General features: G+C 66.9%; 12 protein-coding genes. 4 read left to right on the top strand and 8 right to left on the bottom strand.

What is annotated here, in order from left to right:
- Positions 1 to 59: 59 nt before the first annotated feature.
- The 4 genes from AB0M65_RS37015 to AB0M65_RS37030 all read right to left on the bottom strand — a co-directional run bounded on the left by AB0M65_RS37015 (position 60) and on the right by AB0M65_RS37030 (position 3,654).
- Positions 60 to 431 carry a YciI family protein gene (locus tag AB0M65_RS37015; protein ID WP_364038875.1) on the bottom strand — a complete coding sequence of 124 codons (372 nt, stop codon included), beginning with the start codon at positions 429 to 431 and terminating at the stop codon, positions 60 to 62.
- A gap of 109 nt (positions 432 to 540) precedes the next feature.
- On the bottom strand, positions 541 to 1,344 hold the full coding sequence (locus tag AB0M65_RS37020) for an ABC transporter permease (RefSeq protein ID WP_364038878.1): 804 nt from the start codon (positions 1,342 to 1,344) through the stop codon (positions 541 to 543).
- Positions 1,341 to 2,294, bottom strand: coding sequence for an ATP-binding cassette domain-containing protein (locus AB0M65_RS37025; RefSeq protein WP_364038881.1), 954 nt, complete (start codon positions 2,292 to 2,294; stop codon positions 1,341 to 1,343). The genes AB0M65_RS37020 and AB0M65_RS37025 overlap by 4 nt, the downstream gene beginning before the upstream one ends.
- 70 nt (positions 2,295 to 2,364) lie before the next feature.
- Complete coding sequence (locus tag AB0M65_RS37030; protein ID WP_364038884.1) at positions 2,365 to 3,654, bottom strand: acetyl-CoA C-acetyltransferase; 1,290 nt, start codon at positions 3,652 to 3,654, stop codon at positions 2,365 to 2,367.
- Positions 3,655 to 3,746: 92 nt separating this feature from the next.
- Between AB0M65_RS37030 and AB0M65_RS37035 the strand changes: the two genes are divergently transcribed.
- Together AB0M65_RS37035 and AB0M65_RS37040 are read left to right on the top strand one after the other, a co-directional pair.
- Complete coding sequence (locus AB0M65_RS37035; RefSeq protein ID WP_364038887.1) at positions 3,747 to 5,081, top strand: 3-oxoacyl-ACP reductase; 1,335 nt, start codon at positions 3,747 to 3,749, stop codon at positions 5,079 to 5,081.
- 2 nt (positions 5,082 to 5,083) lie between these two features.
- Complete coding sequence (locus AB0M65_RS37040; protein WP_364038902.1) at positions 5,084 to 5,929, top strand: MaoC/PaaZ C-terminal domain-containing protein; 846 nt, start codon at positions 5,084 to 5,086, stop codon at positions 5,927 to 5,929.
- Here AB0M65_RS37040 and AB0M65_RS37045 read toward each other — a convergent pair.
- On the bottom strand, positions 5,912 to 6,577 hold the full coding sequence (locus AB0M65_RS37045) for a TetR/AcrR family transcriptional regulator (protein WP_364038890.1): 666 nt from the start codon (positions 6,575 to 6,577) through the stop codon (positions 5,912 to 5,914). The two genes, AB0M65_RS37040 and AB0M65_RS37045, sit on opposite strands and share 18 nt — an antisense overlap.
- 126 nt (positions 6,578 to 6,703) lie before the next feature.
- Between AB0M65_RS37045 and AB0M65_RS37050 the strand changes: the two genes are divergently transcribed.
- Positions 6,704 to 7,339 (top strand): SCP2 sterol-binding domain-containing protein, encoded by a 636-nt coding sequence (locus AB0M65_RS37050; RefSeq protein ID WP_364038893.1) that lies wholly within the window; start codon positions 6,704 to 6,706, stop codon positions 7,337 to 7,339.
- Between the two features lie 29 nt (positions 7,340 to 7,368).
- The gene (locus tag AB0M65_RS37055; RefSeq protein WP_364038896.1) at positions 7,369 to 8,004 is read left to right on the top strand and encodes an SCP2 sterol-binding domain-containing protein; all 636 of its coding nucleotides are present in this window, start codon (positions 7,369 to 7,371) and stop codon (positions 8,002 to 8,004) included.
- A gap of 243 nt (positions 8,005 to 8,247) precedes the next feature.
- On the opposite strand, the gene AB0M65_RS37060 is transcribed toward AB0M65_RS37055, so the two are convergent.
- From AB0M65_RS37060 to AB0M65_RS37070, 3 genes are all read right to left on the bottom strand, one after another.
- Complete coding sequence (locus tag AB0M65_RS37060; RefSeq protein WP_364038899.1) at positions 8,248 to 8,730, bottom strand: FxsA family protein; 483 nt, start codon at positions 8,728 to 8,730, stop codon at positions 8,248 to 8,250.
- A gap of 228 nt (positions 8,731 to 8,958) precedes the next feature.
- Positions 8,959 to 10,896 (bottom strand): ABC transporter ATP-binding protein, encoded by a 1,938-nt coding sequence (locus AB0M65_RS37065; protein WP_364038905.1) that lies wholly within the window; start codon positions 10,894 to 10,896, stop codon positions 8,959 to 8,961.
- Positions 10,897 to 10,937: 41 nt separating this feature from the next.
- Complete coding sequence (locus AB0M65_RS37070; RefSeq protein WP_364038908.1) at positions 10,938 to 11,513, bottom strand: TetR family transcriptional regulator; 576 nt, start codon at positions 11,511 to 11,513, stop codon at positions 10,938 to 10,940.
- Positions 11,514 to 11,676 lie beyond the last annotated feature (163 nt).

The raw sequence follows: 11,676 nt of genomic DNA on the forward strand, positions 1-11,676 counted from the left end.
CCCCATAGGACAAAATTTGTCCTATGGGGACCCCTCATGACATTTACGGGACCCGCGCCTCACTCCGTGAAGGCGGCGATGTCTTCCATCTCGACGACCGTCCGGACCTCGACCTCGATCTCGCTGAACAGTGCCGCGTAGGTCTCCGCGAACGCGACGGCCTCGGCCAGATCCTTCGCGTTGATCAGTGCGAACCCGCCGATGACCTCCTTGGCCTCGGTGAACGGGCCGTCGGTCGCGGTGATCTTGCCGCCGCGCACCTTGCGGACCCGCGCGCCCCGCTCCGACGGGTGCACGCCCTCCGCCGTGATCAGGATGCCCTTCTTGAACGAGTCCTCCACGAAGGCGCCCATCTGCTCGATGAACTCCTTGCTGGGCTTCCAGGCTTCCGGAGCGCTCTCGTCCAGCCGGTGCATCATCAAAAACCGCATCGTTGCTCCTCAGTGGTCTTGGCGGGCCTTGTCCGTCCCACCCTCACCAGCGCGTCGAGCGGCTCGACGGCGGTTCGACAATTTCGACAATTTCGACATGAACTTTTTCTCAGCGGCTCGCGACCTTCTTGTACTGGGCCGTCGCCAGCGGTGCGAAGATCGCGATGATGGCGATGCAGCAGAGGATCGCGTAGAGCGAAGCGTGCTCCGCGGGCCAGCCGGTCGGCGGTGTGCCGAAGCGGTTGCCGAACAGGTCACGCGCCGAGTTGATCACCGCGGTGAACGGGTTCCAGTCGGCGATCGCCTTCAGCACGCCGGGTAGTTTGTCGGCCGGGACGAACGCCGTCGAGATGAAACTCAGCGGGAACATCCACATCAGCCCGGCACTCTGCGCGACCTCGACACTGCGTGCGACGAGCCCGATCCACGCGCCGACCCAGGACAGCGCCCAGGCGAACATCAGCATCACCAGGTAGCCGAGTACCGCGTCGAGGAAACTGCCGCGGATCCGCCAGCCGACCAGCAGCCCGCACAGCGACATGACGACCAGCGCCACGACGCTGATCACCAGATCCGACGTCGTCCGGCCGAAGATCACCGCGAGGCGGGAGATCGGCAGCGAGCGAAATCTGTCGATGATGCCTTTCTGCAGGTCGTTCGCGAAGCCGATCACGGTGAACGCCGAGTTGAACGCGACCGTCTGCGCGAAGATGCCGGCGATCAGGAACTCGCGGTAGGCGAGCCCGCCCGCCTCGCCGCCGATCGCGTCGCCGAAGACGTACGCGAACAGCAGCACGAACATGATCGGCTGCAACGTCGCCGCCATCAGCCAGTCCGGGTTGCGCTGGACGTTCTTCAGGTTCCGCCAGGTGATCACACCACCGTCGGAAAACGCCTTCGCGACCGCGCTCACTTCTTGTCCCCCTCGTCCGTGGCGTGCCCTGTCAGCGAAAGGAAGACGTCGTCGAGCGTCGGCCGGTGCAACCCGACGTCCAGGACGGCGACGCCCTGCGCGTCCAGCCGCCGGAGTGCCTCGATCAGCGCCTTCGGCCCGCCTTCGACCAGGACGTCGACCTTGCGGGTGTGCTCGTCGACCGACGGCGTACCCGAGCCGACCTCGGAGAGCACCTGCGTGGTCGCGGGGAGGTCGCCGGCGTCGGCGACGACCAGTTCCAGCCGCTCGCCGCCGATCTCCTGCTTGAGTTCGTCGGCCGTGCCGCGCGCGATGACCTTCCCCTTGTCGATCACCACGATCGAGTCGGCGAGCTGATCGGCCTCCTCCAGGTACTGCGTGGTCAGCAGGACCGTGGTGCCGTCGGCGACCAGTTCCTTGATGACCTCCCAGGTCTCGATCCGGCCGCGCGGGTCGAGTCCGGTGGTCGGTTCGTCGAGGATCACCACGGTCGGCTCGGCGACCAGCGCCCCCGCGAGGTCGAGCCGTCGCCGCATCCCGCCGGAGTACGTCTTGGCAGGCCGGTCCGCCGCGTCCTCCAGCCGGAATCGCGCGAGCAGCTCACGCGCCCTCGCCTTCGCCGCGGCCTTCTTGCTCCCGTACAGCCTGCCGACCATGTACAGGTTCTCGAATCCGGTGAGGTTCTCGTCCACCGCGGCGTACTGCCCGGACAGCCCGATCGATCGCCGGACGGCGTCGGGCTGGGCGAGCACGTCGTACCCGGCCACCTCGGCCTCGCCCGAATCCGGGCGGAGCAGCGTGGTCAGGATGCGGACCGTCGTCGTCTTGCCGGCGCCGTTCGGCCCCAGCAGACCCAGCACCTTGCCCGTCGGGATCGACAGATCGACCCCGTCGAGCGCCCGTGTGGACCCATAGGTCTTGACCAGCGCCTTCGCCTGAACTGCGAACATGCGGTCAAACTAGACCCGGGTGCCGCCAAAGGCACCAGGGTTTTTCCCTGATCCGCCAAGGGCGAACGGATTACTTCTCGAGGATCGCGGTGACGCCCTGGCCACCCGCCGCGCAGATCGAGATGAGCCCGCGGCCGGAACCCTTCTCGCTCAACAGCTTCGCGAGGGTGGCGACGATGCGGCCGCCGGTCGCCGCGAACGGATGCCCGGCAGCCAGCGACGAGCCGTTGACGTTCAGCTTCGCCCGATCGATGGCGCCGAGCGGCTCGTCGAGGCCCAGCTTCTCCTTGGCGAACGCCGGGTCCTCCCACGCCTTGAGCGTGGCGAGCACCTGCGACGCGAAGGCCTCGTGGATCTCGTAGAAGTCGAAGTCCTGCAAGGTGAGCCCGGCGCGGTCGAGCATCCGCGGGACGGCGTACGCGGGCGCCATCAGCAAGCCTTCGTCGCCGTGGACATAGTCGACGGCCGCGGTTTGCGAGAACGTCAGGTACGCGAGCACCGGCAGCTTCCGGGCCTTCGCCCACTGCTCGGTCGCGAGCAGGACCGTCGACGCGCCGTCGGACAGCGGCGTCGAGTTGCCCGCGGTCATCGTGCCGCCGGGGCCACCGAAGGCAGGCTTCAGCTTCGCGAGCTTCTCGACGCTGGAGTCCGGCCGCAGGTTCTGATCGCGGGCGAGCTTGAGGAACGGCGTCACCAGGTCGTCGAAGAAGCCCTTGTCGTAGGCGGCGCCGAGACGCTGGTGACTGGTCGCGGCGAGTTCGTCCTGCGCCTCGCGGGTGATCTCCCAGACTTTCGCGGTCAACGCGGCGTGCTCGCCCATGGACAGGCCGGTGCGCGGCTCGGAGTTACGCGGGATCTCGGGGACGATGTGGCCGGGGCGCAGTTTCGCGGCCAGCTTGAGCCGGTCCGGGAGCGTCTTCGCGGCGTTGAGCTGCACGAGGATCTGACGCAGGTCGTCGTTGACCGCCAGCGGCGCGTCCGACGTCGTGTCGACGCCACCCGCGATGGCCGAGTCGATCTGGCCGAGGGCGATCTTGTTGGCGACGTTGATGATCGCCTGCAGACCGGTGCCGCAGGCCATCTGCACGTCGGAGGCCGGAGTGGCGGGGTTCAGCTTGCTGCCGAGCACGCTTTCGCGGGCGAGGTTGAAGTCGCGGGCGTGCTTGAGCACCGCACCGGCGGCGACCTCGCCGATCACCTCGTCCTGCAGGGAGAAGCGGCTGACCAGGCCGTCGAGGGCGGCCGTGAACATGTCCTGGTTCGACGCCTTCGAGTACGGGCCGTTCGAGCGGGCGAAGGGGATCCGGTTGCCGCCGATGATCGCGACCTTGCGCACGGGTGCCGTCCTTTTCGTGGCCATTTTTTCCACTCCTCCGTAGGCTCTCTCACACTGTAACCTACTCGCGGGTAGGTTAGACTGCGACGTGACGAAAACTGCACGGGAGGCACGTAATGGCTGACAGGTACCAGCAGTTCACGAAATCCCCGGTGGGGAAGTTCGTGGTGCCGAAGCTCGGCCTGCCGAACCCCGCGACGCTTCGCCGGTACAAGCCCGGCCAGCCCGCCCTCGAGGGTCCCGCACTTCTCGGCGCCGCGCCGGGTGGCCGCCTCGAAAAGGTGATCGAGGCACAGCTGCACCGCGCGGGTATCGAGGTCGTCTCCGTGGCGGCCGGAAAGCACGCAGCGCTCGTCTTCGACGCGACAGGCGTGAAGGACCCGAAGCAGCTTCGCGAGGTCTACTCCTTCTTCCACCCCGTGATCCGCAGCGTCGGCTCGTCGGGCCGCGTCGTCATCCTCGGGACGCCGCCTGAGCTGGCCGAAGGGCACGAACGGATCGCTCAGCGCGCGCTCGAAGGTTTCGTCCGTTCGGTCGGTAAGGAACTGAAGCGCGGCGCGACCGCTCAGCTCGTGTACGTCGCCGAAGGGGCCGAAGAGGCCACCGAGTCCACGCTGCGATTCCTGCTGTCGGCGAAGTCCGCCTTCGTCGACGCCCAGGTCATCCGCGTCGGCACCGAGACCAAGACCGCCCCGGCCCCGGACGACTGGGCGAAGCCACTCGAAGGCAAGGTCGCACTGGTCACCGGCGCGTCCCGCGGTATCGGCGCCGCGATCGCCGAGGTGCTGGGCCGAGACGGCGCACACGTCGTCGCGCTCGACATCCCCGCGCAGGGCGGCGATCTGTCCAAGGTGGCCAACAAGGTCGGCGGATCCGCACTGCAACTGGACATCACCGCCGCCGACGCCCCGGCGAAGCTGGCCGAATACCTGACCACGCGCCACAACGGCGTCGACATCGTCGTGCACAACGCGGGCATCACCCGGGACAAAACGCTGGGCAACATGACGGAAGGCGGCTGGGACTCGGTCATCGCGGTCAACCTCGCGTCGCAGCTCGCGGTGAACGAGAAGCTCCTGTCCGACAAGGTGCTCAAGGAGAACGGCCGGATCGTCGGCGTCTCGTCGATCGCCGGGATCGCGGGCAACGTCGGCCAGACGAACTACGCCACCAGCAAGGCTGGCGTCATCGGCATGGTGAACGTCGGCGCGCCGACGCTGGCCGAATACGGTGGCACCATCAACGCCGTCGCGCCCGGCTTCATCGAGACGAAGATGACCGCCGCGGTGCCGCTGTTCATCCGTGAGGCCGGGCGGCGGCTGTCCAGCCTCGGCCAGGGCGGGCTGCCGGTCGACGTCGCCGAGACCATCGCCTGGTACGCGAATCCGGCTTCGGCCGCGGTCAACGGCAACGTGGTTCGCGTCTGCGGCCAGGCACTGCTGGGGGCATGAGCATGGCGGTCAAGGAACTTCGCGAGACGCCGAGCCTGTCTTCGCTGTACCCGAAGGCGTTGCTCGGATCGCTGCGCAAGAGTGGCGGGAGCACGCTGCCGGGTACCGAATTCGTCCGCGAGGGCGTGGTCGTCGACCCGGCGCACCTTGCCGCGTATAACCAGGTGTGCGGCTTCCGGCTGGACGACGTCCTGCCCGCGACGTACCCGCACATCCTGGCGTTCCCGCTGCAGATGGCGCTGATGACCGAACGCGACTTCCCGTTCCCGTTGCTGGGCATGGTGCACGTCGCCAACCGGATCACCCAGCACCGGCCGTTGCGGCTGGACGAGTCGTTCACCCTGCGCGTGCGCGCCGAAGACCTGCGCCCGCACGAAAAGGGCAAGCAGTTCGACGTGATCAGTGAACTGCTCGCCGGTGACAGTCCGGTGTGGACGGACGTCAGCACGTATCTGCGCCGTGGTGGTGGCAGTGGGGAGAAGTCCTCGCACGGTCAGCTCTCGCAGCCGTCGCCCAACGCGATCTGGCAAGTGCCCGGTGACATCGGCCGCCGCTACGCCGAGGTTTCGGGCGACCGCAACCCGATCCACCTGCACTCGATCACCGCGAAGGCGTTCGGATTCCCGGCCGCCATCGCGCACGGCATGTGGACGAAGGCGCACGCGCTCGCGGCGTTCGAGGGCAGGCTGCCGGACGCGTTCACCGTCGACGTCAAGTTCAAGCAGCCGGTGCTACTGCCGGCGAAGGCGGCGTTCACCACTTGGAGCGAAGGCAAGGGCTGGGCCTTCGAACTCTGGAACGCACGCAAGCCGAAGCCGCATTTGGAAGGTTCAGTCGTCGCTCTCTGACGGCTTCCAGACGTCGCCCTCGACGAGGTCGTTGAACCCGAGCCAGACGAGGTTCATCAGCCACGAGGCGAGGACGCCGTCGGAGACATCGGGGTGGTCGAGCGCCCAGTCGGCGAGTGACTCGGCCGCCCCGACCAGCGCGGCCGACAGCCCGGCGCCGGAGAACTCGGCCTGTTCGCCGAGGCCCTTGCGGGTACCGGCGGAGACGACCAGCGCGGCGACCAGTTCGATCGCGCGGGTGCGCATGTCGGTGATCTCGGCGGCGAAGGCGCCGCCGACGGTCATCGCCTGGCGGTGCAGCACCGTCCAGGACTCGCGGTACTCGGCGACGAAGCGGTAAAACGCGCGAAGCCCGTGCCAAAGCTGCATGTCGGGCGGCAGATCGGGCTTGATCCCGTTCTGCACGGCTTCGAGCAGCCGGGTCGCCTCGCGGCGGATGCACGCGCCGAACAGATCTTCCTTGGACCCGAGGTAGGTGTAGATCATCGGCTTGGACACGCCGGCGACCTCGGAGATCTCGTCCATCGACGCGGAGTGGTAGCCGTAGCGCGAGAACACCGAGACCGCGGCGTCCAGGATCTGACGTTCCCGCACCGCTCTCGGCAGCCGTTTGGCGCGTTCGGCTGGACGCGGTACTTCCTCGGACACTCAAGACCTCCCTTTTCTCCGGTCAGACGCTACCGGGCTACTCCGGACGAGGGTGATTTCGGCACGCTTGCCCGCCTACCTACTCGCGGGTAGCCTTACGCTTGGGTAGGCGAAGGTGGAGGACGAATGACCGAGATCGTGGGGCTGACCGGCCGCGCGCTGGTCGACGCGCTGGAACGGATCGAGCCGGATTCGGCCGAAGCGCACTCTCTCGACGTCAACGAGGTCGCGGGTGCCGTGGATCCGAAGGACCTCGGCAAGGACGACGTCCGGCGGCTGCTGGCCACACTGGGACGGCTCGCCGAGTCCGCGCCCGCGTTCGATCTCCGCAAGGTCGACCCGGCCCGGTTCGCGAACCTCGTCGCCCGCGCCTCGCGCACGCAACTCGAGAGCGTCGTCGCCGAACGGCCGCTCCGGGAACGCGTGCTCGGCGAGATCTTCGACCGCATGGGCGCCCACATCCGGCAGGACCGGGCGAAGACATTGCACGCGGTGGTCCACTGGCGGCTGCCCGGCGGCACCGGTGACGGCGGGTACGACCGCTACGAGACGGTGATCTCACACGGCGAGTGCACGGTCAGCCGGAACATGAAGGAGAAGCCGAGGGTGACGATCACGATCGCGCCCGTCGATTTCTTCCGGCTCATCACCCACCAGGCCACACCCGCTGTGCTATTCGTCACGGGAAAGATCAAAGTAAAAGGTGATCTGGCATTCGCGGCTGGCCTGATCGGTTTCTTCGACCTTCCTAAGCCGTCCTGAGCCCGGCCGAGCAGATAGACTTCTGTGCCGTGCCACGAAATTCGAGGAACAAGCGCTGGCGCCTTTCCGGCCCGCTACGGCCACATCACGCGCGCACTCGCGGTGAGCATGTCGTCAACGCTTTCGCGGAGAAGCTCGAACTCACCAAACTGAGCCCCGAGCAGTTCACCCAGGTGCTGGAAACCCTGCACATGCTGGGGGAAACCGGGGCGGGCATCGAGTTGAGCTCACTGGAGACAGAGGTACTCGTCGACGTCGTGCAACGCGCGTCGCGGGAGCAGCTCAAGGCCATCGCCGACCATCCGGAACTGCGTTCGGCGTTCCTCGACGAGATCTTCCGCAGAATGTCGGACCATTTCGTTCCCGAACGTGCCAGCCATGTCGATTTCGTCGTCGCGTGGCGATTCACCGACGGCGACGGCGAAGACGGATTCGATCGTTTTCAAACGGTCATCGAAGACGGCGTCTGCGTTTCCAGCACCGATCTCGCGCGCACGCCGGACACCACCATCACCCTGTCCGTCGACGACTTCATCCGGATGGCCACCGGCAACGCTGCCGTGGCGGCGATGTTCGTGACCGGCAAGGTGAAGGTCAAGGGTGAATACGCACCGGCCGTCCGGTTCAGCGGCTACTTCGACATCCCGAAGCCGAGCGGCACCTAGCCCTCGACGCCCGTCTCGTCGAGGGTGCGCTGGTGTTGGCAAGCGCGGAAAGCGTTTCGCGGACGCTCTTCGGTAACTTGATCTCAGCTCGTTTGGCTTCGACGCAGGCGCGGTCGCCACCGAGATCGCGAAGGTTCGCGATGGTCTCGACGAGTTCGTCGTGGAGCATGTCGCCGCACTAGCTTAGACACTAGCTTCGCCATTAGCAGTGTAGTGGCGAAGCTAGTGTCTAAGCTGGGGTACCTAGCCCTCGACGACGCGGCCTTCGATCACCGGCGGCTGCTTCTTGGTGGCCTCGGCGGGAGGCGCGTCCATGACGACCTCGCTGTCCACCACCATCGCCGGACCGCGTGTCCGGTTGGCGAATTTGACCGCGCGGCGCGCCATGCGCTTCTGCCAGACCTTGCGCGCGACACTCCTCGTCGGCGGCAGGATGAGCAACAGGCCGAAGACGTCGCTGACGAAACCGGGCAGCAGGATCAGCAGACCGCCGAACGCGATCAGCATCCCGTCGGTGAGTTCCTTCTCCGCGTCGGCCGGGCGCCCGAGGCGCGCGGACTCGGCGAACGCTCGGAAGGCGCGACCGCCTTCGCGGCGGGCGAGCCAGGATCCGATGAACGCACCGGCGAAGAGCAGCGCGATCGTGCCGAGCACGCCAACTGCCGAGCCCACCGCCCATACGGCGGCGATCTCGGCGACGACATAGAGCAAGAACGCGACAGCCATACCTGGACAACGTACGGCTCGCCCGTTTTGCTCCCAACCCCCGATACGGTGGTCGATCGTGTGGACTTGGCCGGGTCGCGGCTCGGTGGCGTGACGGTCGCCACTTTGTCCCCTGCACGTCCTCCTGGATCCGGCGGTGACAGGGGACTACCGTGCGGAACTGTGTGGATCTTGGATCATCTGACGCGCCAAAATCCACACAGCCACCGGACGGAGGGGTGTTGACCGTCAGCTGACGGCTTCGTCGAGATACGCGGCGGCCTGCAGGGTGAACAGGTCGGCGTAGCCCGCCTTCGCTGCCATCAGCTCGTCGTGAGTGCCGTATTCGACGACCTTTCCGTTTTCCAGCAACAGGATCCGTTCCGCCTGGCGAACGGTGGAGAACCGGTGCGAGATGTACAGCGTCGTGCGTCCCTGCGAAAGCTCGCGCAGCCGCGAGAAGAGGTCGTGCTCGGCTTGGGCGTCCAGCGCGGACGTCGGTTCGTCGAGGATCAGGATCGGCGCCTCCCGCAGGAATGCCCTGGCCAGCGCGATTTTCTGCCATTCGCCGCCGGAAAGGCTGACGCCCTGGTCGAACCAGCGGCCGAGCGGGCTGTCGTAGCCGTTGGGCAGCCGCTCGATCCGCTCGTCGGCACCGGCCCGCTTCGCCGATTCCTCGATACGCTCGCGGTCGACGAGGTGCGTCAGGTCGCCGAGGCCGATGTTCTCGGACGCGGTGCCTTGGTAGGTCACATAATCCTGGAACATCGCGCTGATCCGCTTCCGCAGTTCCACCGGGTCGTACTCGCGGATGTCGACGCCGTCGAGCCGGATCCGCCCACCCGTCGGGTCGTAGAGCCGGCACAGCAGTTTGAACAACGTCGACTTCCCCGCGCCGTTACGGCCGACCACGGCGACCGTTTCACCCGGCCGGATCTCGAAGGTCACGCCGTCGAGCGCCGGTTCGGGGGCGCCGGGATAGCTGAAGGACACCTCCTCGAACTCGATGTGTCCCTCCACAGTGGACGGAAGCGGTCGTGGCTTCGGTGGCGCGACGATCTCCGGTTCGGTGCCGAGGAAGCGATACAGCGTGTCAAGATAAAGATTGTTCTCGTACATCCCGGAAAACGCGGTGAACAGGCCCTGGACCGACGTCTGCACCGAAGCCGCGGCGGCCGTGTACAGCGCGAGATCGCCGAGGGTGAGCCTGCCGCCGACGGCCTCCAGCGCGATGTACAGCGCGATCGCGGATCCGGCGGCGGTGCTCAGCAGGCCCCAAGACGTCGAGCTGATGCTGCGGCTGCGGGTCAGTTTCCGTTGCCGGTCGTAGGAGACCTGGCCGAGGCGCTGGAACCGGTCGACGAAGTACGGGCCGAGGCCGAAGAGCTTGGTCTCCTTGGCATACGTGTCCGTGGTGACCAAGGAGTTCAGGTAGTCCATCCGTCGTTTCAGCGGCGACATCATCAGCGTCAGCCAGAACGCGCGGGCGCCGTACTTCGACTGCGAGATGAACGCCGGGATCGGCGCCACGAGGGCGACCAGCGCGAGCAGCGGGCTGATCGAGACGAGTAGCGCGATCATGCTGCCGAACGTGATCGCCGTCCGGACCAGGCCGAGTGCCGAGTTCATCATCGACAGCGGCCGGGTCGGCGCCTCCTGGGCGGCCTGGCGCAGCATGTCGTAGGACGTGGAGCCCTCGAAATACGACAAGTGCAGTTTGCTCGCGTGACTCATCACCTGGTGGCGAATGGTGAGGGTCATACGTTCCTGCAGCAGGGCCTGAGCATAGGTGGTCAGCGCCTGCGAAAGCGCCGTGAGCACGAGGACGCCGAACTGGAACGCCGCGATACCGACGATCGCACTCTTCGTTCCATGTCCCTGGATCGCCGCGACCACCGAGTCGATCAGCAGCTTCGCGATATACGCGGTCGCCGTCGGAAGAAGGCCGGAAAGCAGCGTCACCAGCGTGATCATGATGGTCAGCCCCGGGCTCGCCGCCCAGGTCAGCTTCGCGACCTTGGGCAGGCCGCGGACCGTGCCGGAGATGTTGACCCACATGCGGTTGAGCCGGGACTTCAGGTCTTTCGGTCCGGCATCGGGTTCCGGATCCGGAATGTCGACCGGGCCGGTCAGTCCGCTGTCGGGCACCGTCGTCGCGAAACGACGACGCCGGCCCCGTCCCATCATCAGCGTTTCGAAGCCGCCGCCCCCGCCGGGCTGACCGCCGATCACGCGGCCTCCAAGGCGCCGTTGAGGAAGACGTCGACCAGTTCCATCGTGGTGGGCTCGTCGCCGGTCTCGTCGAACCGCATCCGGCCGCTGAACAGCAACGACAGGAAGAGCGCGGACAGTTGTGACGAGGGAAGGCGCAGGCTGCCCTTCTCCGGTTCGAACAGTTCTGCCATGGCGTCGCGCATCGCGCCCATCGACTCCCGTCGCCGATCGCGGCCGCCGTCGGGACCGCGGCGGTGTTCGAGCCGGTTGCCGGAACCGTGCATCGCGGCCATCAGCGCGCCCATCCGCTGGAGGTGGGCGCTGAGCGCGTCGGCCGCTTCGACGAGGCGGTCTTCGAGTGGCTGTTCGAGGTCGATGACGGCGATGGCGTCGAGTACCTGGTCGGGCTTCAGCGCTTCGGCGAAGCAGGTGGCGAAGAGTTCGTCCTTGTCCTTGAAGACGCGGAAGACCGTGCCCTCACCGATGCCGGCGGCGCGTGCGATCTGGCTGGTGGTGACCCCCGCGCCGTGCTCCACCATCAGGGGCAGCACGGACTGGACGATCATCCGGCGCCGTTCGTCGGCGCTCATCCCCGGCGCTCTTCGCCGGGTGGTGGTTTCGGGGTTCGTCATGTCACCAGTGTGCGGAGTGAGTGCTCACTCCGTCAAGCAATTAAGCTTTCCGCACAAAAGCGCGTGAAGGCCCCCTTCCCTCGACTGAGCCGAGGGAAGGGGGCCTTCACGCGCGAAAGAC

The organism is Amycolatopsis sp. NPDC051071 (assembly GCF_040682875.1).
Lineage (GTDB): Bacteria > Actinomycetota > Actinomycetes > Mycobacteriales > Pseudonocardiaceae > Amycolatopsis.